Annotated in this window: 29 protein-coding genes; 25 read left to right on the top strand and 4 right to left on the bottom strand. The window is 55.5% G+C overall.

Annotated elements, in window-relative coordinates:
- Positions 1-130: 130 nt before the first annotated feature.
- The 9 genes from hisB to TH19_RS00855 all read left to right on the top strand — a co-directional run bounded on the left by hisB (position 131) and on the right by TH19_RS00855 (position 5,279).
- Positions 131-730 (top strand): imidazoleglycerol-phosphate dehydratase HisB, encoded by a 600-nt coding sequence (hisB, locus tag TH19_RS00895; protein ID WP_114100443.1) that lies wholly within the window; start codon positions 131-133, stop codon positions 728-730.
- A gap of 74 nt (positions 731-804) precedes the next feature.
- On the top strand, positions 805-1,248 hold the full coding sequence (locus TH19_RS00890) for a DUF2628 domain-containing protein (protein ID WP_114100442.1): 444 nt from the start codon (positions 805-807) through the stop codon (positions 1,246-1,248).
- Positions 1,245-1,895, top strand: a complete 651-nt coding sequence (gene hisH, locus TH19_RS00885; protein WP_114100441.1) for an imidazole glycerol phosphate synthase subunit HisH — start codon at positions 1,245-1,247, stop codon at positions 1,893-1,895. The genes TH19_RS00890 and hisH overlap by 4 nt, the downstream gene beginning before the upstream one ends.
- Entirely contained in the window at positions 1,892-2,446 is a 555-nt protein-coding gene (locus TH19_RS00880) for a GNAT family N-acetyltransferase (protein WP_258547766.1), read from the top strand. The genes hisH and TH19_RS00880 overlap by 4 nt, the downstream gene beginning before the upstream one ends.
- The gene (gene hisA / locus TH19_RS00875) at positions 2,443-3,171 is read left to right on the top strand and encodes a 1-(5-phosphoribosyl)-5-[(5-phosphoribosylamino)methylideneamino]imidazole-4-carboxamide isomerase (RefSeq protein WP_114100439.1); all 729 of its coding nucleotides are present in this window, start codon (positions 2,443-2,445) and stop codon (positions 3,169-3,171) included. The genes TH19_RS00880 and hisA overlap by 4 nt, the downstream gene beginning before the upstream one ends.
- A gap of 23 nt (positions 3,172-3,194) precedes the next feature.
- Positions 3,195-3,956 carry an imidazole glycerol phosphate synthase subunit HisF gene (hisF, locus tag TH19_RS00870; RefSeq protein ID WP_114100438.1) on the top strand — a complete coding sequence of 254 codons (762 nt, stop codon included), beginning with the start codon at positions 3,195-3,197 and terminating at the stop codon, positions 3,954-3,956.
- Positions 3,957-3,963: 7 nt separating this feature from the next.
- A complete protein-coding gene (locus TH19_RS00865; protein WP_114100437.1) occupies positions 3,964-4,290 on the top strand; it encodes a phosphoribosyl-ATP diphosphatase in 327 nt (108 codons plus the stop codon).
- A gap of 57 nt (positions 4,291-4,347) precedes the next feature.
- Positions 4,348-4,719, top strand: a complete 372-nt coding sequence (locus TH19_RS00860) for a histidine triad nucleotide-binding protein (RefSeq protein WP_114100436.1) — start codon at positions 4,348-4,350, stop codon at positions 4,717-4,719.
- A gap of 83 nt (positions 4,720-4,802) precedes the next feature.
- Positions 4,803-5,279 carry a DUF6314 family protein gene (locus TH19_RS00855; RefSeq protein WP_181846261.1) on the top strand — a complete coding sequence of 159 codons (477 nt, stop codon included), beginning with the start codon at positions 4,803-4,805 and terminating at the stop codon, positions 5,277-5,279.
- A gap of 38 nt (positions 5,280-5,317) precedes the next feature.
- Here the strand turns inward: TH19_RS00855 and TH19_RS00850 are convergent, their stop codons facing one another.
- A complete protein-coding gene (locus TH19_RS00850; protein WP_114100435.1) occupies positions 5,318-6,244 on the bottom strand; it encodes a LysR substrate-binding domain-containing protein in 927 nt (308 codons plus the stop codon).
- A gap of 122 nt (positions 6,245-6,366) precedes the next feature.
- Here TH19_RS00850 and TH19_RS00845 point away from each other — a divergent pair, with 122 nt between their 5' ends.
- From TH19_RS00845 to TH19_RS00835, 3 genes are all read left to right on the top strand, one after another.
- Positions 6,367-6,786, top strand: coding sequence for a VOC family protein (locus tag TH19_RS00845; RefSeq protein WP_114100434.1), 420 nt, complete (start codon positions 6,367-6,369; stop codon positions 6,784-6,786).
- A gap of 358 nt (positions 6,787-7,144) precedes the next feature.
- On the top strand, positions 7,145-8,092 hold the full coding sequence (locus TH19_RS00840; protein WP_114100433.1) for a 2-hydroxyacid dehydrogenase: 948 nt from the start codon (positions 7,145-7,147) through the stop codon (positions 8,090-8,092).
- A gap of 74 nt (positions 8,093-8,166) precedes the next feature.
- Positions 8,167-8,676, top strand: a complete 510-nt coding sequence (locus tag TH19_RS00835; protein ID WP_114100432.1) for an SRPBCC domain-containing protein — start codon at positions 8,167-8,169, stop codon at positions 8,674-8,676.
- Between the two features lie 21 nt (positions 8,677-8,697).
- Here the strand turns inward: TH19_RS00835 and TH19_RS00830 are convergent, their stop codons facing one another.
- Entirely contained in the window at positions 8,698-9,597 is a 900-nt protein-coding gene (locus tag TH19_RS00830; protein WP_114100431.1) for a LysR family transcriptional regulator, read from the bottom strand.
- 126 nt (positions 9,598-9,723) lie between these two features.
- Between TH19_RS00830 and TH19_RS00825 the strand changes: the two genes are divergently transcribed.
- The 9 genes from TH19_RS00825 to TH19_RS00785 all read left to right on the top strand — a co-directional run bounded on the left by TH19_RS00825 (position 9,724) and on the right by TH19_RS00785 (position 18,515).
- On the top strand, positions 9,724-10,464 hold the full coding sequence (locus TH19_RS00825) for an SDR family oxidoreductase (RefSeq protein ID WP_114100430.1): 741 nt from the start codon (positions 9,724-9,726) through the stop codon (positions 10,462-10,464).
- A 244-nt stretch (positions 10,465-10,708) separates the two neighbouring features.
- Complete coding sequence (locus TH19_RS00820) at positions 10,709-11,188, top strand: GNAT family N-acetyltransferase (RefSeq protein WP_114100429.1); 480 nt, start codon at positions 10,709-10,711, stop codon at positions 11,186-11,188.
- A gap of 82 nt (positions 11,189-11,270) precedes the next feature.
- The gene (locus TH19_RS00815; RefSeq protein WP_114100428.1) at positions 11,271-11,570 is read left to right on the top strand and encodes a phosphoribosylpyrophosphate synthetase; all 300 of its coding nucleotides are present in this window, start codon (positions 11,271-11,273) and stop codon (positions 11,568-11,570) included.
- A gap of 269 nt (positions 11,571-11,839) precedes the next feature.
- Positions 11,840-13,054 (top strand): ROK family transcriptional regulator, encoded by a 1,215-nt coding sequence (locus tag TH19_RS00810; protein WP_114100427.1) that lies wholly within the window; start codon positions 11,840-11,842, stop codon positions 13,052-13,054.
- Positions 13,051-14,328 carry a M20 family metallopeptidase gene (locus TH19_RS00805; RefSeq protein ID WP_114100426.1) on the top strand — a complete coding sequence of 426 codons (1,278 nt, stop codon included), beginning with the start codon at positions 13,051-13,053 and terminating at the stop codon, positions 14,326-14,328. Before TH19_RS00810 ends, TH19_RS00805 begins: the two co-directional genes overlap by 4 nt.
- 89 nt (positions 14,329-14,417) lie before the next feature.
- Entirely contained in the window at positions 14,418-15,479 is a 1,062-nt protein-coding gene (locus tag TH19_RS00800) for a substrate-binding domain-containing protein (RefSeq protein ID WP_114100425.1), read from the top strand.
- A 68-nt stretch (positions 15,480-15,547) separates the two neighbouring features.
- The gene (locus TH19_RS00795) at positions 15,548-16,531 is read left to right on the top strand and encodes an ABC transporter permease (RefSeq protein WP_258547765.1); all 984 of its coding nucleotides are present in this window, start codon (positions 15,548-15,550) and stop codon (positions 16,529-16,531) included.
- 21 nt (positions 16,532-16,552) lie between these two features.
- Complete coding sequence (locus TH19_RS00790; protein ID WP_114100424.1) at positions 16,553-17,752, top strand: alanine racemase; 1,200 nt, start codon at positions 16,553-16,555, stop codon at positions 17,750-17,752.
- A 10-nt stretch (positions 17,753-17,762) separates the two neighbouring features.
- Entirely contained in the window at positions 17,763-18,515 is a 753-nt protein-coding gene (locus tag TH19_RS00785; RefSeq protein WP_114100423.1) for an ATP-binding cassette domain-containing protein, read from the top strand.
- A 44-nt stretch (positions 18,516-18,559) separates the two neighbouring features.
- On the opposite strand, the gene TH19_RS00780 is transcribed toward TH19_RS00785, so the two are convergent.
- A complete protein-coding gene (locus tag TH19_RS00780; protein WP_114100422.1) occupies positions 18,560-19,486 on the bottom strand; it encodes an AraC family transcriptional regulator in 927 nt (308 codons plus the stop codon).
- A gap of 289 nt (positions 19,487-19,775) precedes the next feature.
- On the opposite strand from TH19_RS00780, the gene TH19_RS00775 reads away from it, so the two are divergent.
- The 4 genes from TH19_RS00775 to TH19_RS00760 all read left to right on the top strand — a co-directional run bounded on the left by TH19_RS00775 (position 19,776) and on the right by TH19_RS00760 (position 22,399).
- Entirely contained in the window at positions 19,776-20,522 is a 747-nt protein-coding gene (locus TH19_RS00775) for an SDR family oxidoreductase (protein WP_114100421.1), read from the top strand.
- 149 nt (positions 20,523-20,671) lie between these two features.
- The gene (locus tag TH19_RS00770; RefSeq protein ID WP_114100420.1) at positions 20,672-21,163 is read left to right on the top strand and encodes a (R)-mandelonitrile lyase; all 492 of its coding nucleotides are present in this window, start codon (positions 20,672-20,674) and stop codon (positions 21,161-21,163) included.
- A 15-nt stretch (positions 21,164-21,178) separates the two neighbouring features.
- Positions 21,179-21,901 (top strand): carboxymuconolactone decarboxylase family protein, encoded by a 723-nt coding sequence (locus TH19_RS00765; protein ID WP_220151678.1) that lies wholly within the window; start codon positions 21,179-21,181, stop codon positions 21,899-21,901.
- A 147-nt stretch (positions 21,902-22,048) separates the two neighbouring features.
- Entirely contained in the window at positions 22,049-22,399 is a 351-nt protein-coding gene (locus TH19_RS00760) for a cyclophilin-like fold protein (protein WP_114100744.1), read from the top strand.
- Between the two features lie 11 nt (positions 22,400-22,410).
- Here the strand turns inward: TH19_RS00760 and TH19_RS00755 are convergent, their stop codons facing one another.
- Complete coding sequence (locus tag TH19_RS00755) at positions 22,411-23,922, bottom strand: YifB family Mg chelatase-like AAA ATPase (protein WP_114100418.1); 1,512 nt, start codon at positions 23,920-23,922, stop codon at positions 22,411-22,413.
- Between the last annotated feature and the right edge of the window lie 16 nt (positions 23,923-23,938).

Raw genomic sequence — 23,938 nt, 5'->3', positions numbered from 1 at the left:
CAATGGTTGAACCAATGGCGTTTTCAGGATTTTGCGGCCAATACGTAGCCACTTAAACTGGCTTTTCCGTGGGTTTGTTGCTACATACGGTCCATCATATGCATCAATATCTGCAAGAAAGGAGCTTTGCATGCGCAAGGCCCGCGTTGAGCGTAATACAAACGAAACCAAGATCTCGGTTGAACTGAACCTTGACGGGACCGGCATCTATGATGTCCAGACCGGGGTTGGTTTCCTTGATCATATGCTCGAACAGCTTTCACGTCACAGCCTGATAGACCTTAAAGTCCGGGCCGAGGGCGATTTGCATATTGATTTTCATCATACCACCGAAGATAGCGGCATCGCGATTGGCCAGGCCTTTGCTCAGGCACTGGGCGATAAAAAGGGCATCACGCGGTATGGCAGTTGCCTGCTTCCGATGGATGAGGCGCTTACCCGTGTCGCACTTGATATTTCAAGCCGTCCCTATTTGATCTGGAATGTCAATTTCACCCGCGACAAGCTGGGCGATATGGATACCGAATTGTTCCGTGAATGGTTCCAGGGCTTTGCCCAGGCAGCCGGGATTACGCTGCATGTCGAGAACCTGTATGGCGAAAACAATCACCATATCATCGAAAGTGCCTATAAGGCGCTTGCACGGTCCTTGCGCGATGCGATTGAAATCGATCCGCGCAAATCCGATGCCATTCCGTCGACCAAGGGAACCCTTGGCGGTTCGCTTTAAGCGGGTCAGCTTGATCTGATCGAAAATTTACTGGCAGTGTTTCGATACTGCCGGAACCAGAAAATCGGTTTTCGATGAAGGTTTACACAGTCCATATCCATCCCGGCGATGCCGACCCGATGGAAAACGCCATCCTGATCCGCGAAGGGTTCAATTTCTGGGCCTTTTTGCTGTCGGGTCTTTGGGCGTTGTATCATCGGCTGTGGCTGGGTTTCTTTGGCCTTCTGGCGCTGTCGTTTTTGTGCAGCCTTGCCGTCATGCTGTTTGACGGCGGGCCGGAAATGGACTTCGCGCTGGCCCTTGTGACCGGGATCGGTTTTGGTCTGATTGCCAATGATCTGCGCCGCCGCAAACTGGCCGCAAAGGGCTGGAAAATGACCGACATCGTTGCCGGCAAGAATGAAAGCGATGCCGAGCATCGCTGCTTTGTCCGATTGAATACAACAAGCCCGCGCGTTCCACATTCTGCGCTGGCTGCTGTTTCCACCCCCTTAAACGGGAGCCCATCCTACCCATGAGTGTTGCGATTATTGATTACGGTTCAGGCAATCTGCGCTCTGCTGCCAAGGCGTTCGAGCGCGCCGCCCGCGAAACCGGCTTTTCTGACGAGATCATTGTCACCAATGACCCGGAAAAGGTCCGCAACGCCAGCCATATCGTCCTGCCGGGCGTCGGTGCCTATGCCGATTGCCGGGCCGGACTTGATGCCGTTACCGGCATGGTTGATGTTCTGAGCGAACAGGTGATCAAGGGCGGCAAGCCGTTCTTTGGCATTTGTGTCGGCATGCAATTGATGTCCTCTGTCGGGCGTGAATTTGCCGATACCGCAGGCCTTGACTGGATCGCGGGCGAGGTCGTGGCGATTGAGCCAAGCGACCCGACCCTTAAAATCCCGCATATGGGCTGGAACGAGCTGGTGCTTGATCCCGCAGGCAAGGCGCACCCGGTGCTTAGTGGCATTTCGGACGGCGACCATGCCTATTTCGTGCATAGCTATCACATGCATGTCACCAATCCTGATCAGCGTCTTGCATCGGTTTCCTATGGTGGGAACCTAACCGCGATGATCGGGCGTGACAACATGATCGGCACCCAGTTCCACCCGGAAAAAAGCCAGAAAACGGGGCTTACCATCATTGGTAATTTCCTGGGATGGAAGCCATGATCGCACCATCTGATACCATTCAGCCGGGCGTCATTGCCGAACGTGTGACCGAACTTTCCGCAGGCGAGCTTTCCGACATTGTTGATGCCTGCACCCAGGCGATTGTCGAAGGTGGCGGGTTTGGCTGGCTTACGCCGCCCGATCGCCCGGATATGGAAAAATACTGGCGCGGTGTTTTGCTGATGCCTGGACGCCACCTGTTTGTATCGCGCGTTGATGGCGTGATTTCCGGTGCGGCCCAGTTGATTGAAACGCCGTCCAACCTTGAAGCACAGCGCCATTCCGCCCAGATTACCGGCCATTTCGTTGCCCCGTGGGCACGCGGGCGCGGCAACGGCAAGGCGATTGTGCGTTCAATTGAATATTTCGCCCGTGAAGCGGGCTATAGCGTATTGAAACTGGACCTTCGGGAAACCCAAAAGGCCGCCATCGCGCTTTATAACGGGCTTGGCTATGTCCGCTGGGGCATCAATCCCTATTACGCGATGATCGACGGCAAGATGGTCGAAGGTTACTACTACACCAAAAAAATACAGGACCCTGAACAGTGAATCTTTATCCCGCAATTGACCTGAAAGACGGCGCATGTGTGCGCCTGTTGCGCGGCGACATGGACAAGGCCACCGTGTTTAACGATGATCCCGGCGCACAGGCCGGCGAATTCGTCGCGGCTGGCTGTCACTGGGTCCATATTGTTGATCTGAACGGTGCCTTTGCCGGCGAGCCGGTGAATGGTGCCGCCGTTGATTCGATCCTGGCCGCGGTTTCTGGCAAAGCCCAGACCCAGCTTGGCGGCGGTATCCGCACGATGGAGACGGTCGATTACTGGCTTAACAAGGGCATCACCCGCGTGATCCTTGGCACCGTCGCGCTCCGCAATCCTGATTTTGTCAAGGAAGCCTGCGCGAAATGGCCGGGCCGCGTTGCTGTGGGCATTGATGCCCGTGATGGTTATGTCGCGGTTGAAGGCTGGGCGGAAACGTCCGAAGTCACCGCCCTTGAGCTTGCCAAAAAGTTCGAGGATTGCGGGGTTGCCGCCATCATCTTTACCGATATCGACCGTGATGGCGCGATGGGTGGCCCGAATATCGAAAGCACCGTGGCACTGGCATCTGAAATCTCGACCCCGGTGATCGTATCGGGCGGGGTATCGTCGCTTGATGATCTGATTGCAGTCAAACAGCATACGGATGCCGGCATTGACGGCGCGATTTCGGGCCGTGCGCTTTATGACGGGCGTATTGATCTGGCCGAAGCCATCGCAGCCCTTGCGTAACCGAGCAAAACAGGAAACCGACCATGTTAAAAACCCGTGTCATTCCCTGTCTTGACGTCAAGGACGGACGTGTTGTCAAAGGGGTCAATTTCGTTGATCTGATCGATGCCGGCGATCCGGTCGAACAGGCGCGGATTTACGATGCCGAGGGCGCGGACGAGCTGTGCTTCCTTGATATCACTGCATCAAGCGATAACCGCGACACCATCTTTGACGTGGTTGCCCGTACGGCCGAGGCCTGCTTTATGCCGGTGACGGTGGGTGGCGGCGTACGATCCCTTGAAGACATCCGCAAGCTGTTGCTGGCTGGCGCGGACAAGGTTTCGATCAATACCGCAGCGGTGAAAAACCCCGATTTCGTGCGCGAAGCTGCGCGCAAGTTCGGATCACAATGCATTGTGGTTTCGATTGATGCCAAATCGGTCGGCCCGGACAAGTTTGAAATCTTTACCCATGGCGGTCGCGAACCAACCGGCATTGACGCCGTTTCGTTTGCAAAACAAATGACCGAATATGGTGCGGGTGAACTTCTTGTGACCTCGATGGATCGCGATGGCACCAAGTCGGGCTTTAACATCCCGCTGACCCGCACGATTGCGGATTCCGTCCATGTTCCGGTGATTGCATCGGGCGGGGTTGGCACGCTTGACCATATGGTCGAAGGCGTGACCGAAGGCCATGCATCCGCCGTGCTGGCCGCATCGATCTTCCATTTTGGCACCTATCGCATTCGCGAGGTCAAAGACCATATGAAGGCCGCTGGTATTCCGGTGCGCGAGGAGTAGGAACAAAATGGCAAATCAACACATCCTTGATGCGCTTTATGCCACCGTCGCCGCCCGCAAGGGTGCCGATCCCGACACCAGCTATACCGCCAAGCTGTTTGCCAAGGGCACAGCCAAAATCGCCCAGAAAGTCGGCGAGGAAGGCGTTGAAACCGTGATTGCGGCTTTGGCGGAAACCCCGGACAAGGTCGCATCGGAAAGTGCAGACCTTTTGTACCATCTGGCGGTTCTGTGGGCCGATCAGGGGGTGAAGCCCGAAGATGTCTGGCAGATTTTGGCCGAGCGTCAGGGCATTTCCGGGCTTGCCGAAAAAGCATCGCGCAGCAAAGATTAAGGCCAACGGCCAAACTTATTCCGGGCAACGTCCCGACAAGGCATCAGGAGCATCGACATGGCGATCAAAGCATACGACCCGGAAAACATCTTTGCCAAAATCCTGCGCGGCGATATCCCGTGCACCAAGGTCTATGAAGACGACCATGTTCTGGCCTTCAACGATATCGCGCCCCAGGCCCCGACCCATGTTCTGGTGATCCCGAAAGGCGCCTATACGTCTTATGACGACTTTGCCCTTAATGCGTCGGATGCCGAAATCATCGCCTATACCCGCGCGATTGGCAAAATCTCCGAAGCGGCCGGCGTGATCGAGGACGGCTATCGCCTGATCGCCAATACCCGCGAACATGGCCGTCAGGACGTCCCGCACCTGCATGTGCATATCCTGGGCGGCACCAAATTGCCGCTGATGCTGCCGAAAGCATAAGCATCTGAGATTTCAGTAAAAAGGCAGGGTATCGCAACGCGACCCTGCCTTTTTTGTCCCGATCAGAACCAGCCAGAATGATCATGAACAAGCCCACGCCAGCCGCATCCGATATTTTTGCCGCCCTTGCCGGGCAATGGTCGCTTGAACGCGATCTGGGCGACGTTGGGCGGTTTGTTGGTGATGTGACCTTCGAGAAAGCAGAGCCGACAAAGCCGGAAATCCTGCGCTATCGCGAGGAAGGGTTTCTTACCCGCCCGGATGGCAAGCGGTTTGATGGTTACCGGGAATACGATTTTGTCCTGCACAAAGACCCCGCCGCGATCGAGCTTTTGTTTCGCGATCCGCTGAGCTTTGGCAATCGTTATGTGATGCTGCAATTTGGCGAGGACGCGACTGATGGGCTGTGTGCACGTGACATTCACCCTTGCGGCGAAGATTTCTATCATCATTGCATGATCTGGCAGGATGATGATTATTTCGAAACAAAAATAAAAATCACAGGCCCGAAGAAAGATTATCTGCTTCACAGCATCTATCGGCGCAAGCAGGATGATTGATCCGGCTCAAACCATTAAAACCAAAGACTTATACGGTCTTATGCCGGGTGATTGTCTGTGACTTCACGCAACAGCCAATCGCGAAACGCCGTAACTTCGGGCGCATCGATCCGGTTTTGGGGTGTGATCAGGTAATAAGCGCCGGGGTTTTGCAGGGTGGCATCGCAGGCGACCTCGAGCGATCCCTCGGCAAGCGGACCTTCGATCAGGACACGCGGCAAAAGGGCAATGCCCATACCGGCCTTGGCGGCCTCGATCAGCATAAAGAAATGCTCGAACCCCGGTCCGGGGGCGCCTGATATAGGGACGCCATTGACCTGCCCCCAATCATGCCAGGCCTTGGGCCGGGTGGTGTGGATCAGACGAGTTTGGCTGGCAATCAGGGCATTCAAATCCGTTCGTTGATCCACTGTCACAGTGCCGGGTTTAGCAACAACTACCTGAATTTCATCAAAAAGCTTATCTGCACGCACACCGGGCCAGGACCCGTCGCCAAAATAAAGCCCGACATCCATCTGCCGTGTTGCAAGGTCGGGACTGCGTTCCGGGGTGGCAAAATTAAGCGCCAAGGTCTCGATCACAGGGCGGATATCAGAATACTCGTTTTGAAACCGTTTTAATCTTGGGATAAGCCAACTACTTGCCAGGGTATGTAATGCCCCGATTACCAAGCGGCGTTCGCCAACCCCGTGGGTCACCAGATCAAGGGTGGCGGCCTCGATCTCGTCCAGGGCACGGCGCAAACTGGGCAAATAGGCCCGTCCAGCTTCGCGTAACGACAGTTTCGGGCCATTACGATCAAACAGCACCATGCCAAGACTGGCTTCAAGATTGGCAACCTGCTGGCTGATTGCGCCCGGTGTCACGGCAAGTTCATCCGCCGCACGGGCAAAGCTTCCCAGCCGTGCCGCGGCCTCGAAAGCACGTAGCGCATTAAGCGGCGGGGTTGTCGGACGCAGCGCCATAACAATAGATTTCCTGATGATATATGCAGAACTTCTGACTTTTCGCCCGGTATTATGCTGCTTTAAAATGGTTCCAACAACCAAGCATTAGATTATATATGCCCTGACCCTTGGAGACACCCATGTCACTGCCCCCCTTCCATCTTGCATTCCCGATCAAATCGATTGCCGATACCCGCGCCTTTTACATCGACATTCTTGGCTGTGCCGAGGGCCGTTCGACCGAGGCATGGATTGATTTCGATTTCTTTGGGCATCAGCTTTCGGCCCATGTTCGCCCCGAAGCCGGCCAGAACAAAGGGGCCGGTACGGTTGACGGCGATGCGGTGCCGATCCCGCATTTTGGCGCGGTTCTGGAATGGGATACCTGGCATGACCTTGCTGATCGCCTGAAGGCCGCCAATGTGCCGTTCCTTCTGGAACCGAAAATCCGCTTCAAGGGTGAACCGGGTGAACAGGGCACGTTCTTTGTCGAAGATCCGGCTGGTAATGGTCTTGAATTCAAGACGTTCCGTGACCCGGCAATGATCTTCGCCCACTAGGACCGGCCGGTCGATCACGGCCAAGTCGGATGATCCATGCAGCATTGCGAGACAGCACTATGAAATGCGCGTCCTGACGTCGCCCAAAGGATCATATATCTGCACGGGCTGCACGAGCTCAGAAAACGCCAAATGATTGACCGCACGCGGTTATAACTGCCATCAATAGACGCGCCGGAATTTGCAAAGGAACGCTTTGCGATCTGGCGCGTTTTACATTTGGAACCATGACCTAACTCGCCACCGGACCATTGCGCCAGCTACATCATTTCGCCAGACTTCGGTCCCGGTCTTCGGTCCCAGACTTCGACCCCGAACTTCGGCCCCTCAAACAGCCACCATATGTCAGGAGAACACCATGCCCGCCGCCAAGAATGCCCCCAATATCCTTATTTCCGCCGCCGGAAGCGATGGAGCATGGAAAAAGGCAATGACCGAGCGGCTGCCGGGTGCGAAAATCGTTACCAACGACGAAAATTACGATCCCGCAACGATTGACTATGCCCTGTTCTGGAAGCAACCGCAGGGGCTGATCAAAACCCTTTCCAATCTTAAGGCGATTTTTTCGCTCGGTGCCGGGGTGGATCATGTGGTGTCTTCGCCAAGCTTGCCCGCTGATTTGCCGGTGATCCGGCTCGAAGATGCCGGAATGGCCGATCAGATGGTGCAATATCACCTTTATGCCGCGCTGCATTTCATGCGCGATTTTGATGTCTATGCCGCCCAGCAGGCCAAGGCCGACTGGACGCAACATCCGGTTGCCCGCATTTCAAGATGCCGGGTCGGGGTCATGGGGCTGGGTGCGCTGGGTGCGGCCGTTGCCACCGCACTTTCAAATCTGGGCTTTACCGTTTCAGGCTGGAGCCGTTCGATGAAGGCGATTGACGGCATTACCACCTATGCCGGCAAGGAAACCCTGCCGGAATTCCTGGGGCAGTCCGATATTCTGATCTGTCTTTTGCCGCGCACGCCGGAAACAGAAAATGTGCTTGAAAGCGCAACCCTTTCCTTCCTGCCCAAGGGGGCCGCGATCATTAATGCGGCGCGCGGAGCCATGATCAACGAGGCCGACTTGCTGCGCGCACTTGATACCGGGCATCTGCGCGGTGCGTTTCTGGATGTTGCGGTGACCGAACCGCTGCCCGAAAGCCACCCGTTCTGGGATCATCCGAAAATCCGCATCACGCCCCACATTGCCGCGGAAACCCGGATCGAGGAATCGGTTGATCAAATTGCCGAAAACATTGATCGCATCAATCGCGGTGACACCCCGCGTGGTCTGGTTAATCGTCAGACCGGATACTAGAACCTGTTGCCGGGCAAAGCTGTTTGTGACTAGAACAGCCTTTGCCCGCAAGCCCCGTTCAGACAGGACCATCGATGTCGGCCAAAACCTTTGTTGCCCTTCGTGTTGAATGCAATCCCGAAACCGCGTTTGAGACCTTTGTCACCGATATCGATCACTGGTGGAAACAGGGGCCACGCAACCGTTTGATCGGCATTCGCCCCGGCATCATGCAGTTTGTTGAAAAGAACGGGACATACGTGATTCAGGAGGCCGACAAACGCCGCCCGGATTTTGTCGTTGAAGCCGGTAAAGTCACAAGCTTTGAGCCCGGAAAACGCCTGCGCTTTGAATGGCGCTGGCCAGCGGCCGATAAGACAGAGCCGGTTACAGTGGTTGATATCCGCTTTGCCCCGGCGGGCGATCAAACCCGCATCACGCTTGAACATCTTGGTCTGGAAAAGCTATCAGCCGCCCATCCGGCACGCAATGGCCTGAATGACAACCGGTTCAAGCCAATGATAACCCATTACTGGCAAGCCCATCTGGTTTCATTGCGAAACCGGATCAAGTCGCTTTCCAGTCAGGAAACCACCAGCAACTAAAAACGCCTCAGCCCGCAAATCTCAGAACTCGGTTCTCGCAAACAGGTCACTCAGCCAATCGACAAACACCCGCACACGTGTGGAAAGCTGTCGGTTTTGCGGATAAAGCACTGAAACCGGCATCGGTTCGGGCGGGCAGTCGGGCAGGATTTCAACAAGCTTTCCGGCCTTAAGATCATCGGCCACGCGATAGCGCGGCACCTGTATCAGGCCAAGCCCGGCAGCAGCACAGGCGGCATAGCTGTCCGCCCCGGTCACTGAAATACTGGCGGGCAGGATGATGTTGCGCACCTTGCCATCCACCACAAAATCAAGCGGGATCGGTTTATCGTCCGCGCCCGAGAGGAAGCAAACCATCTGATGACCCTGCGTTTCAAGGTCATCAAAGCATTGCGGCATTCCGAAACGGGTAATGTAATCCGGGCTGGCAATGGTGACTTCGCGCATTAACGCCACGCGCCGCCCGATCATGGATGAACTCGCCAGATCGCCACTGCGCAACACGCAGTCAAATCCTTCATGGACCAGATCGACATATCGATCCCCGTCGGCAATCACAAGATCAATGCCCGGATATCGTTCGCGAAAGCCGGAAATGGCCGGAATGACAAAGGTGCGTGCCAATGTCCCCTGAAGGTTAACCCGCAAGAGCCCCTTGGGATCGGGATTGGTAAAGCTGGTATCGGCATCATCAAGGTCGGCCAGAATGCGCACGCAGCGCTGATAATAGGCGGCACCATCGTGGGTCGTATTAACCGTCCGCGTGGTGCGTTCAAGCAACCGTGTGCCCAGCCGGTCTTCAAGGCGCTGGATCGAATTGGTCATGGTGGCGCGCGGGATCAGAAGATCGGCCGCGGCCTTGGTAAAGCTTTTGCGTTCGACCACCCGGACGAAATTGCGCATGTCCTCGAACCGGTCCATCACACATCCTGATTGTTTATCATTTTCGAATAGTTAATTCCAATATAGGGCAATTATCCGAAATGTCATTCGGGGCATAGTGCGGTCATCGCATTCAACCACCGCATCCACCCAAGGAGACGTTTCATGTCTGCCAATCAAAATAGAACTGCCATCATCACTGGCGCATCGCGCGGGATCGGCGTTGCCCTTGCCAAACGTCTGGCGGCTGACGGCTTTGCCGTCGTGATCAATTATGCAAGCTCGTCCCAGGCGGCCGAGGAACTGGCCGAAAACCTGAAGGCCAATGGGCACAAGGCCATCGCGATCAAGGCCGATATTGCCCGTCCCGATGCCGTCACTGCGCTGTTTGACAAAACCATCACCGAATTTGGCGGGGTTGATGTCATCGTCAATAATGCCGGTGTCATGACGACCCAACCAATCGCCGAGATGGACGATGCCACCTATGACGCGATGATGGATATCAATGTCCGCGGCACATTCAACATGCTGCGCGAAGGGGCAAAACACCTGCGCGATCATGGCCGGGTGATCAATTTTTCCACCACGGCCTTGCACCTGAAACTGCCGGGTTATGCGGTGTATAACGCCACCAAGGCCGCGGTCGAAGCGATGACCGCGGTTTATGCCAAGGAACTGCGCGGCCGTCACATCACGGTCAATGCCGTCGCACCCGGCCCGGTCGCGACCGAACTGTTCCTGAGTGGCAAAACTGACGAGCAGATTGCCCAGTTTTCGAAAATGCCGCCACTTGAACGGTTGGGTCAGCCCGAAGACATCGCCGGTGTGGTTTCCTTCCTTGCCGGACTCGATTCCGGCTGGGTTGACGGGCAAACCATCCGTGCCAATGGCGGGCTGGCGTGATTTTCATCTGATTACCATCCCGGAAACCGGGGTTAGTTGCGGGTAACTTCCCCCAACCCCTTACCCGCAAAGACCCAAGCCCGCGATGATAAGCAACTGGCGTTGTCTGATCTGGTATCAGGCGACGTCATTGCTATTTGACGATGGTCCCGGTCGCGATTTTCTATGGCTCCCGGTTTTGAACAAACTTGTCGCAAACACGATCTTTCGGCCATGATGCCCGGCCAGTATTGAAAGGGATTCCATGTCAGACAGCACCGAAATCGCGTTCCGCTATGCCACCCGTGATGATTTGCCCGCCATCGTTGCCCTTTTGGCCGATGACGAAAAAGGCAAAACCCGCGAGGAATTTACCGATCCGCTGCCCGATGCCTATTACGCGGCCTTTGACGCGATGGAATCCCAGTCAACTGAGGCTTTGCCAAACAAATACCTTTTGGCGGTTCTGGGTGATGATGTTGTCGGTTGCTTGCAACTGACCCTGATTGCCGGGCTGTCACGTCGCGGGCAATTGCGCGCCCAGATCGAAGGGGTCCGGGTATCCAGCAAGGTGCGTGGTCAGAAGATTGGCGAGAAGCTAATCACCGAGTCTATTTCGATTTCGAAATTACTTGGCGCGGTACTTGTGCAATTCACCACCGACAAGACCCGCAAGGATGCCCATCGGTTTTATGAGCGGCTTGGGTTTGTCGCCAGCCACGAAGGCATGAAGATGGCTTTGTAAGGACAAGCAAGTTCCCACCGGGAACATCCTTTGCACACCGGCGTTTCAGACTCATCAGGGCAACCAATCCCGGGAGGAAGAAATGACCCTTGCAGATCTTCAGGCAAATGCAAAACAACATGGATTTGTTCACCATTTCATGTGCGAACGTGATGGCGTACGCAGTGACGGCACCGGGCATCTGTATCACCCCGACGAATTGCGACTGGTCCACTCAAATGGCACGGATCACGGAACCGATCCGGGTGATGAAGCGACATTGTTCATGATCGAAGCCAACGACGGTACGCGAGGTGTCATGATCGTCGCCGACGCTTTTCACACCGATCCGCACAAGGCCCGCATCATCGATCAGCTCCGCCGCAACCGCCTTTCGGCCTAGGGCCAGATGCCGTTCAGGTTTTGAACCCCGAGCGATCAATCGCGGCAGTTTTGGCAAACGCCGGAGAAAATGTTCTCCGGCGTTTTCTTATTTTTTACACAATAACAATCACATAAGCAGCAATTAAGAACCGTGCGAAACCTGACTTATTGCGCTGGGGTTGCATATTCCGTGCAGAAGGTGCTTGACACGTCTTCTTCTGATATAGATAGTTCGGTAACTGAACGAATTAAATAAACCGAACAAAATCAGATCATCAGGAGAGGCCGGTGAGCGAAACTTTGCGCATTTCCCGGAAGTTTTCCCAACGTGCAGTGATGGAGGCCATTGTTCAGAATGGTCCGATTTCGCGTGCATCGATTGCCAAGCAAACCGGACTGTCCAAACAGACGATTTCCGAAATCGTTCGCCAGCTTGAAGAAGCCGGCTGGGTTCAGGAAACCGGACGCACAACAGGCCATATCGGGCGCACCGCCGTTACCTATGAACTGATCCCCGATGCGGCGTTCATTGCCGCGGTTGATCTTGGCGGCACCAAGGTTCGGGTCGCCATTGCCGACCTTGCCTGTCAGGTCTTTGCCGAGGAAGTCGCAGCCACCGATCCACGCGGCGGAAAGTATCTGATCAATCAGATTGCCGAACTGTGCTGGCAAGCCGCCAGAACCCAGAAAATTGATCGCAGCCGCATCCGTCTTGCCGTGGTTGGCGTGCCCGGTGCGCCTGATCCCAAAACCGGCCGGGTTCTTTTGGCACCGAACATTGCCGGATTTGCCGACATGAATGTCTTTGCCGCGTTCGAAGAAGCATTCGGCTTTGATGTGATGCTTGAAAATGACGTCAATCTGGCGGTTCTTGGGGAAAACTGGCTTGGTGAAGGGCAGGGCATCGATAACCTGGCCTTTATCGCACTGGGCACCGGGATCGGTAGCGGTCTGATGGTCAATGGTGAGCTGGTCCGTGGTGCGGGCAATGCCGCGGGCGAGCTTGGCTTTTTACCCTTCGGGGCCGACCCGTTTGACAGTGAATCCATTCGCGCGGGTGCATATGAGCGCGTGGTTGCCTCGGTCGGTATGGCACAGCGTTACAAGGCACTTACCGGCCGCGATGTCAAAGTCCCGGAAATCTTTGCCGCCGCCAATACCGGCGAAGAAGCAGCAAGCCAGGTTCTTGATGAAACCGCCCGCTATCTTGCCTTTGGCGTCGGAGCGATTTCGGCCATCGCCAATCCGGAAAAGATCATCATTGGCGGCTCCATCGGGGTGCGGCCTGAACTGATCGAACGGGCGCGCAAATTCCTGCCGCAAATCACACCGCAACCGATTGATATCATGCCAAGCAGCCTGCAACAGCAGGCCGCCATTATCGGGGCAGCGGCCATCGGGCTTGGCCATTTGCACAATACCTTCTTTGGGGCCGATGCCCCGGACGGGCGCATTTCACTGCCGCCAGCCAGCAGCGTTCTTTTGCAGGGGGCAGGCAAATGACCAGATCAAACGACGATCTTTACGCCAAACTCCTTGCCGCACTTGATCGCGATGATGCGCTTGATCTGTTCCGCGGTGCAATTGGCGCGCACAGCATCACCGGCAACGAGGCCAATTTTGTCGCCTATCTTGCCAAACAGATGGAAAAACACGGCGTCGGGGCCATCGAAACCGCCGAGTTTGAACCCGGACGCCCCAATATCTGGGGGGAACGCAAAGGAACCGCTTGCGATACCGATAGCAAATCGAAACGACTTTTGTTTATCGGTCACACCGATACGGTCCATGTCGATGGCTGGCGCGAACATTGGCAGGGCACCGAACGCGAAGATCCGTTTGGCGCACCACTGATTGATGGCGAAATCTGGGGCAGGGGATCAGGTGATCTTAAAGCCGGGATTTGCGCATCCCTTGCCGCACTGGGCCTTCTGGATGCGGCCGGGATCAAACTTAGGGGTGATCTTGCCTTTGCCTATGTCGGAGATGAGGAAAGCGGTCAGCCCGGATCGGGCATTTCGGCCGGGGTCAAGGATTACACCAACCGTATCAAGGCCGGTGACATCGCCAAACCGGACTTTACAGTTTATGTCGAACCAACCCGCCTTGCGGTCTATCCGGCCCAGATCGGTTTTTACATTGCCGACATTAAAATTACCGGAAAATCGGCCTATTTCGGTGTCCCTGAACTGGGCAAAGATGCACTGAAAGCCGCACATTCGGTTATGTCCGCACTTTGGGCGCATTCCGATGATTTGAAATCACGCGGCCATCATGACCTGATCGGGGAAGGCTTCCTTCTGATCACCGGCTTGACTGGCGGCGGTTTCATTGCGGTCCCGGAAGAATGTAATTTATCCCTGATCCGCAAACTGCTTCCGGGTGAAAGCCTTGATGATGCAGCGCGTGAAATGGAAGAAGTCATTCATGGCGCCATCGATGACCCGGAAATCAGCGTCTCCATAAGCTATCCGGCCGGACGCGACCATGCCCTTGGCGGGTCGGCCGCCGAAATTGACCCGAACCTGCCCGAAGTTCGCACGCTTTCCGATGCGGTTGCCGGGGCAATGGCCGGACGCGGCACCATTGAAGGCGCACCGTTCTGGTCGGAAACGCCGTTCTTTGTCAACGAGTTGGGAACACCGGCAGTCTATTGCGCGCCGGGCGATATTCGCAACTGCCACACGTTCGAAGAACGGGTTGATATCGAAGAATATTTTGCAGGCATTGTCGCCTTTGCCTGCTTTATGGCCCGCTATTGCGGGGTCGCAGACTGATATCAGGCGACAGCTTACGACCACCGAACCGACAAAAAACAAAACCAGACAACACAACAAAAACACATCATCTATCAGAGGAATGGCTCATGCTGATCAAGGGATTGCTTAAAACCGGTCTGATTGCCGGTATCATGATGACAAGCGCACTCGCCCATGCCCAAACCGTTGGTCCGAACGGCGAAACCGCAACGCCAAGTGCCGAAATCACCCTTTCGGACGCCGAGTTCGCCAGCCTGAAGGAAAAGGGTCTTAAGGCCGCTTTGCTGTGGCATACCTCGTCTGATTTCATCAATGCGGTTTCCGCCGGTGCGACCGATGAATTCGCCAAGGCAGGCGTTTCTATCGCAGTGACCACCGATGCCGGATTTGATGCCGCCCGTCAGCGCAGCGACATTGAAACTGCGCTTACCGCCGAACCCGACGTCATTCTGGCCCTGCCGCTTGATCCGGTGACCTCGGCCGCGGCTTTCCGCGAAGCGGTTGCCAATGACACCAAACTGGTCTTCCTGTCGAACCTGCCATCCGATTACAAACATGGCAGCGACTATGCCGCCATCGTGACCGATGACCTGTTCCAGATGGGCAAACAGGCCGCAGACGCCCTTGCCAAAGATATCGGCGAAAAGGGCAAGGTTGGCTGGATCTTCCATGACGCTACCTATTACGTCACCAACCAGCGTGACAATGCCTTCAAGACCACGATTGAAAAGGACTATCCGGGCATTGAAATCGTTGCCGAACAGGGCATCACTGACCCGGCCCGCGCCGAGGAACTGGCATCGGCCATGCTGCTTCAGCACCCCGATCTTGACGGCATCTATGTCACCTGGGCCGAACCGGCTGATGGTGTTCTGGCGGCCCTTCGCGCAAGCGGCAACAAACATACCAAGATCGTGACCCTTGATCTGTCCGAACCGGTCGCGCTTGACATGGTACGGGGTGGCAATGTCACCGCAATTGTTGCCGACAAGGCCTATGAGCTTGGCCGTGCAATGGCGGCAACCGGCCTTAAGGCCCTTTTGGGTGAAGAAACCCCGGCCTTTATCGTGGCACCGGCTTTGACCGTGGAAAAAGCCAACGTTCTTGATGGCTGGAAAGAATCGCTTAATCGCGAAGCACCGGAATCCGTGATCAAGACCCTCAACTAAGCGCGTATGCAGGCGTGCTGCAATGGTGCGCCTGCATTCCCTGAATACATCCTAGGAGGGAGACTTCCGTGTCCGGTCCCCAATCTGGTGCTGCGCAGAAGCCCGCTGCCATCCGCTTCGCACTTGGCCTTAATTTGCAGCAATATGTCGTTTATTTCGGCTTTTTGGCGATCTTCCTGTTCTTTGCCATCACCCTTGGCGATAACGGATTCCTGTCGGTCAGAAACCTTTCAAACATTGTCTTGCAAACGGCACCTGCCACCATTCTTGCCATTGGTCTGGTCTTTGTCCTGACGGCGGGTGAAATTGATCTTTCGTTCGGTTCCATCGTGGCCATGTCTGCGCTTGCGGCCGCCGTTGTGATGAATGAATACGGCATGACCGCAGGTATTCTGGCGGGTATGGCAACCGGCATTGTCGCCGGTGCGCTTAACGGGGCGGTTGTGGCCTTTGTGCGTTTGCCATCGTTTCTGGTGACCCTTGCAACCATGGGATTGTTTGCCGGTATTGCGCGGTCGATGACCAATTTGCGCTCGATCCCGGTGCTTGATCTTGATTTTGCCGGTTTCTTTGGATCGGGCAGCTTCCTTGGCATTCCGTCACTGATCTGGTGGACGGTGATGGCGGTTGCCATCGGACATTTCATTTACCGCGAAACCCGCTTTGGTGCCCATGTCATGGCAACCGGCGATAACCCGCGTGCGGCAAGCGTTTCAGGGATCAAGGTTGCACGTATTCGCCTTTATGTCCTGACCCTTTCGGGTGGCTTGGCCGGTCTTGCAGGTCTGCTGTATGCCGGGCGTTTGCAGGCGGCCAAATATACCCTGGGCGAGTCCGACCTGATGACCGTTATTGCCGCTGTCATTGTTGGCGGCACCCTTCTTCATGGCGGCAAGGGCACGATCATTGGCGCGTTGATCGGGTCACTGATGATGGGGATGCTTAATAACGGTCTGATCCTGATGGGGCTTTCGGTATCCGATCAAATGATTGTCCGGGGCCTGATCATTCTGGCGGCGGTTGCTGTCTCGTTGCGCGAAAAAGCGCGGTAATCCCGAACGCAGGAGCAAAAAATGTTTCTTGATGTATTGCGTCGCCGCAACCCGAAATTCATCGAAGCCGCCATGGCCCTTCACCGCGAAGGCAAGGTTCCGGCAAATGCCTATATCCTTGATCTTGATGCGGTCGAGGCCAATGCCCGCACCCTTAAGACCGAGGCCGACAAAAACGGCCTTAAAATCTTTGCCATGACCAAGCAGGTCGGACGTGCCAGCTCGTTCTCGCACGCGGTTATGCGCGGCGGTATTGATCGTTCGGTCGCGGTCGACATGGCCTGCGCGCGCGCAACCCATAATGCCGGTCTGCGGGTCGGTCATCTGGGTCATCTGCAACAGGTGGCAAAGTTCGAAGCCGATGCCGCCGCCGAACGGTTCCGCCCGGATTACTGGACAGTCTTTAACGACATCAAGGCCAAGGAAGCCGCATCCGCGGCCCAAAAGGCCGGCTATGTCCAAAACCTTCTGGCCCGTATCCACGCCGAGGGCGACACATTCTATCGTGGGCATGAAGGCGGTTTTGCTGCTGATGATATCGCCGAAGTCGCTGATTTCCTTGATGGTCTGGATGGCGGACGCTTTGCCGGTATCACGACATTCCCGGCCTTGCTGTTTGATCATGACAGCCGTAAGGTCCTGCCGACCAAAAATCTGGGCACCCTTGCCAAGGCAGCCGATCTTTTGGCAAAACGCGGTCGTTTTGATATCGAAATCAATGCACCGGGCACCACGTCATCGGTCCTGTTGGCCGGTCTTGCCGAAGCAGGTGCGACCCAGTGCGAACCGGGCAATGGCATTCACGGCACAACGGCCCTTCATGTGGTTGAAGATTTGCCGGAACTGCCGGCTGTTCTTTATCTGACCGAGGTCTCGCATCTTTCTGGCGGCAAGGCATATTGCTTTGGCGGCGGATTCTATATTGATCCGATCTTCCCCGATTACGACGTGCAGGCCATCGTTTCCGATGAACCGACCACCGCAAGCACGGCACTGCGATCGGTCGAAGTACCACCGCCCTCCATGATCGATTACTACGCGATGATTGATGCCACCGGGCCAAAATCCCCGAAACCGGGCGATACTGCCGTGTTCGGCTTCCGCGGTCAGGCCTTTGTCACGCGCGCCTATGTGGTTGGTGTATCAGGTATTTCGACCGGCAATCCGGTTGTTGAAACCATTGAAAACAGCTTTGGCGAAACTGCCGCCTGGCCGGTATAGGAGACTAGGGATGAGCAGCCAGAAACCGGTCCTGAGCCTGAAAGACATTCAAAAGCATTTCGGTGCCGTAACGGCCATCGAGAATTTCTCGCTTGATATTCATCCGGGCGAGATCGTTGCCCTTGTCGGCGATAATGGCGCGGGGAAATCGACCCTGATCAAGATCATCTCGGGCGTCTATGCACCAAGCTCCGGCACGATCACGATCGAGGATGAAACTGTTTCGATGGCCAGTGCCGAAATCGCCCGATCCCACGGGATCGAGGTGGTTTATCAGGACCTTGCCCTTGCCGATCAGCAAAGTGTTTATATGAACATGTTCCTGGGGCGTGAAATCACCAATCGGTTTGGTCTTCTGGATCGCAAAACCATGATTGCCGAAACCCAGAAGCTGGTCGACGAACTTGATGTCCGTATTCCAAGCCCGCACGCCACCATACGCGATCTTTCGGGTGGGCAACGCCAGGGTGTCGCCATTGCACGCGCCACCCGCTGGGCCAAGAAAGTCATCCTGCTTGATGAACCGACCGCCGCCCTTGGCGTTGCCGAAACCGCCAAGGTCGAAGAAATCGTTGAATCGCTTAAGGCCCGCAATATCGGAGTTCTGATCATCAGCCACAGCCTTGATCAGGTGTTCCGTCTGGCGGATCGGATTTGTGTATTACGACGTGGTCAACAAATCGGCATTCGCGAAACCGCCAAAACCGATAAAAACGAAATCATCGGCATGATTACCGGCCTGCAGCAGCAGGATGCGGCATAGAAATCACGGGGGCGGGGCAGACATGGCCATGGTTGCCCCGCCGCTTATCCCTGCATCACATTCTTGATGTCACGCGCCGGCGGGGCGCCGAAATGACGGCTATATTCACGGCTGAACTGCGACGGGCTTTCATAGCCGACTTCAAATGCGGCCGTTGACGCATCAACCCGTTCGATCAGCATCAAACGCCGTGCCTCGTTCAGACGCATGCGTTTTTGAAACTGAAGCGGGCTCATTGCCGTGACATTGCGGAAATGGTTATGGAAGGCCGAGGCACTCAGCCCGGCGATATTGGCGAGGTCTTCGACCTTTATCGATTGCGCAAAATTCTTCTTCAGCCAGTCAATCGCCCGGGCAATCTGATAGCTGTGACTTTCCGACGACGTAATCTGACGCAAACGGGCCCCCTGATCGCTCATCAACAGGCGATAAAGGATCTCCTGTTTGATCAGGGGGGCCAACACCGGGATATCGCTTGGTGTGTCGATCAGATCAAGCAACCGGTAAAATGCATCAAGCAACGGTGCCGACATCGCATTCACCGCAATGCCACGCGGGTCCTTTGACGGGCGCGGTGCGGGCATTTCCGTATTCATGATCAATTGCGCCATCGACCGGATTTCAAGATCAAGCGTCAAGCCAAGATACGGCTTGTCGACGGATGCTTCGATGATGTTGGACACCACGGGCAAGTCCACCGAAGTGATCAGAAATCCATGCGCATCATATTCAAAAATATCCTCGCCCAACATGACCCGTTTCCGACCCTGACCAATCAGGCAAATGCTTGGTGCCAGCATATAGCTGGTCTGCTTGGTCGGTGTTTCCCAACGATGGAGCGTCACGCCCGGGATCAGATCACTGACCGCATTTGTGCCAACGGTCCATTTGGTAATGCGTTCGGCCAGACCGCTATCAGTCGATGCCGATACAGGTGCCGAAAACTTTTTAATAGTGGTCGCTGTCGTCATTGAATTTCTCTGGCTGCTGCCACGTTCCAAGCCGCTTGATCGAGAAAAACCTATCACGAGGCATATGTGATCGACAACACAATGCTCCGTACTGAAATAGGATCAGGCAAGAATCACGCAGGATCAGTTTAACGCCCTTTGACCGGAAGGCGTAAGATCATCTCATAGAAAAAAGGGGGAATTTCCCCTGAAACTCATGACGTGCTGTCTGGATTTTCCGCCGTAGAGTCATTCGAAGCCCGGTGAAACCTTACTTCCAGTAGCACTTCACCATGTAAGGATTAGGTAAATGACAGATAACATCACAGGAAAAGTTCTGGTTATCACAGGTGCATCAAGCGGCATGGGAGCGGCAACCGCCCGCGATCTGGCCGCACAGGGTGCAAAGGTTGTATTGGGCGCACGCCGTGCGGACCGGCTCGAAGCACTGGTTTCCGAAATCACAGCCGCCGGTGGCGAGGCAATCGCGATTACGACCGACGTCACCAAACGCGCCGACGTACAGAATCTGGTCGACAAGACAGTTGAAACTTTTGGCCGCGTGGATGTCCTGTTTAACAATGCCGGCCTGATGCCGCTTTCACCGCTTGAAAGCCTGCGCGTTGATGAATGGGATCAGATGATCGACGTCAATATGAAGGGCACACTGTATGGCATTGCCGCGGCCTTGCCATATATGAAGGCACAGAAATCCGGCCAGATCATCAATGTGTCGTCGGTCTATGGCCATATCACCGTTGCCACCGGCGCAGTTTATTGCGCGACCAAACATGCGGTACGTTCGATCTCCGAAGGTCTGCGTCAGGAAGTGAAGGATTACAATATCCGCGTCACGACCATTTCCCCGGGGGCAGTTGCCACCGAACTGACCAGCCACATCACCGAACCGGGTCTGGCCGAGGCAGTGACCGATGCCGTCAATAATATCGGCGTTCCGGCAAGCACCATGTCGCGCATGGTCGCCTTTGCGATTTCTCAGCCCGACGACCTTACCGTGAATGAAATCCTGTTCCGCCCGACGGTTCAGCCGCAGTAACGCGCAGTTCAATCAAACAGTTTACCCGCATTTGCGGGGCATTAAGGCCGGATCCCTGTGATCCTGCCCGGCATCATGGCGAACGCACGAGCCTAAAGCGCTGTGCGTTCGCTGCAATCCCCCTGAAAAGCATTTTAAAGGAACAGGTTATGAAGAAAGTATCCCCCAATCTTCCTTCCCTGACAGCTCTCGCTGTTGCTGGCGTTCTGGCTGGCGAAACTGCATTGGCTGAAACCCCGCAGCAAACCCTGGCACAGTCCGGAACCCAGGCCTCGGTCAAGGGTCCGGCCGATTTCTTTACCGGTGATGCCCGCATTGATCCGCTATTCCCGGAAAATGACGTCGCAAACTATTCAGGCGCCTATGTCACCTTTGAACCCGGCGCACGATCTGCATGGCATACGCATCCGGCAGGACAGCACATCATCGTAACTTCGGGCGTTGGTCTTACCGGGACATCAGATGGCAAAATCGACGTAATCAAGGCCGGTGATGTGATCTGGTGCCCGCCCGGTGTGAAACACTGGCACGGTGCCGCACCGGAAACCGCGATGACCCATCTTGTCGTTACGGCATCCAAAGACGGCAAAAACGTCATCTGGGAAGAACATGTCACCGATGAACAATATCACGGTGAATGATCCATGTTTTTGAAAATGAAAAACTTTCTCGCCGCCATCGCCCTCATGACCGGTATCGTTTCGGCCTCGCAATCAAAAGCGGAAGGCGAGATTACGGCACTTGATACCCGGCAGCAAAGCATCATCACCATTGCGGCCTTTACGGCCAGTGGCGATATCGATCGCCTGACCCCGGCGCTTAATGCCGGCCTCGACGCCGGACTGACGGTGAACGAGGTCAAGGAAATCCTGGTGCAGATGTATGCCTATGCCGGGTTTCCGCGCAGCCTGAGTGCGATGTTTGCCTTGATGAACACGCTTGAAGAACGCAAGGCAACCGGGATCAATGACGAAATCGGCAAGGATGCCGGACCGATCCCGGACAATTTTGACCGGGATGCCTATGGCGCACGGGTTCGCGCCAATCTTTCAGGTCTTGACGATATTCCACCACCTGCCGCTTGGCAGGAATTCTCGCCGATTATTGATACGTTCCTCAAAGAACATCTGTTTGCAGATATCTTTGTCCGCGATGTGCTTGATCATCAGCAACGCGAACTGGCAACCATTGCCGCCCTTGCCAATATGACCGGCACCGCCGGGCAGTTGCGTTATCATCTGGGCGCGGCAATGAATACCGGACTAAGCAAAGCACAAATGAGCGACTTCGTTCTGGTGCTTGGCGCACAGGTCGGTTCGCAACAGGCCGAAGATACCGCTTCATTGCTCGCGGAAGTCCTTAAAGCGCGCGGCCAATAAGATTTAGGATCACAGGACAGAAAGACCATGAAGTTCAAGAACCGCTTGATCCAGGCTTTTGCGTGTTTATGTGTTTTTCTGTCCTGCTTTTACAGTCCGGCCGGTGCCGGAGCTGCACAAACCACCATACCCTCAAGGGACAAAGCCATGCAAATCGCAGTAAGTGCAAATGGCGTAGACGTTGTCTATGTCCTTAATGACAGCACAGCCGCACGCGAACTTTATGCGCAATTGCCCATGACCATCGAGGTGGAGAATTATGGCGGCATTGAAAAAATTTTCTATCCGCCCAAAAAGCTCGCAACGTCTGACACACCACTGGTCAAATCGGCCAAGAACGGTACGCTTGCTTATTACGCGCCGTGGGGGGATGTCGTGATGTTCTATGATCGCTTTGGCGCGGCCAGCGGATTATATGAACTTGGTCATGCAATTTCCGGCGCGGAACATATCCGCAACCTTTCGGGTACCATCCAGATCGGGATTGTCACGGACTAACCGGACTAACCCTACCGGCGATAGACCATCTGCCGGTAGTTTAACGCCTCGGCAATATGGCCGCGTTTGACACCGCCACTTCCGGCCAGATCGGCAATGGTGCGCGCCACCCGCAAGATGCGGTGATAACCACGCGCTGAAAGCTTCATCTGGCGCGCTGCATCCTGAAGCAATCCGCGTCCATCGGCATCCAAAGCCGCGGCTTCTTGTAAAACTTCACCATCGGCAAGCGCGTTGGTCGATATGTTCTGGTTTTTATAGCGCAGCATTTGCAGTTCACGGGCCAGAAAGACACGCTCGCGAATGGTCGCACTGCTTTCGCCATTGGCTGGAAGATCAAGTTCTTCGGGTTTTACGGCCGGGACTTCGATCTGAATATCAAAGCGGTCCAGAAGTGGCCCCGATAAGCGGGCCTGATAATCCTCACCACATCTTGGCGCGCGGGTACAGGCAAGATCATTATCGCCCAGATATCCGCAGCGGCACGGGTTCATCGCCGCCACCAGTTGCACCCGCGCGGGATAGGTCACATGCGCGTTGGCGCGCGCGACTGAAACCTGCCCGGTTTCAAGGGGCTGGCGCAGGGCATCAAGCACATTGCGCTGAAATTCCGGCAATTCATCAAGAAACAGTACGCCATTATGGGCCAGTGAAATCTCGCCCGGTCGCACCCGATGTCCACCACCGACAAGGGCCGGCATGGAGGCCGAATGATGAGGCTGACGAAATGGTCGGGTGCGAATAAGCCCGCCTGCGGGCAGCAATCCAGAAACCGAATGGATCACGGTGGTTTCAAGCGCCTGTCTGGCATCAAGATCGGGCAAGATACCGGGCAAGCGGGCCGCCAACATTGATTTGCCTGATCCGGGCGGGCCCGACATCAAAAGGTTGTGCCCCCCGGCCGCAGCAATTTCGAGCGCCCGCTTGGCGCTTTCCTGTCCCTTGATATCGCGAAGATCACCGTAAAATTCGTTAATTTCCCCGTCTTCACGCCGGGTCGGACGGGCAAGAATTTGTGTTCCCTTGAAATGATTGATCAGGCTGATCAGGGTTTTGGGTGCCAGGATTTCAAGATCACCGGCCCAAAGGGCCTCGGCCCCGTTATCATGAGGACAAATGATGCCGCATTCGGCCATCGCGGCCTCCATCGCGGCGGGCAAAATGCCACCCACGGCGGTAATACCACCATCAAGGCCAAGTTCACCCAGCACAAGAAACCGTTCGATATCCTCGTGCCCGATCACATCCATTTCGGCCAAAAGGCCCAAGGCAATCGGCAGATCGAAATGCGATCCTTCCTTAAGCAAATCAGCCGGTGCAAGGTTGATCGTAATGCGCTTTGGCGGCAGGGCCAACCCCATGGCCGACAGGGCGGAACGTACCCGTTCGCGGGCCTCTGATACTGCCTTGTCAGGCAACCCAACCACGGTAAAGGCCGGCAGGCCACTTGCCATTTGCACCTGAACATCAACGGGGATGGTTTCAATCCCGGCAAAGGCAACTGTTGTAACCCGCGCTGTCATGCTGACTGACCCCCGT

It is taken from the genome of Thalassospira profundimaris (genome assembly GCF_003326675.1).
Classification (GTDB): domain Bacteria; phylum Pseudomonadota; class Alphaproteobacteria; order Rhodospirillales; family Thalassospiraceae; genus Thalassospira; species Thalassospira aquimaris.
This window is presented reverse-complemented; position numbering and strand designations above follow the sequence as displayed.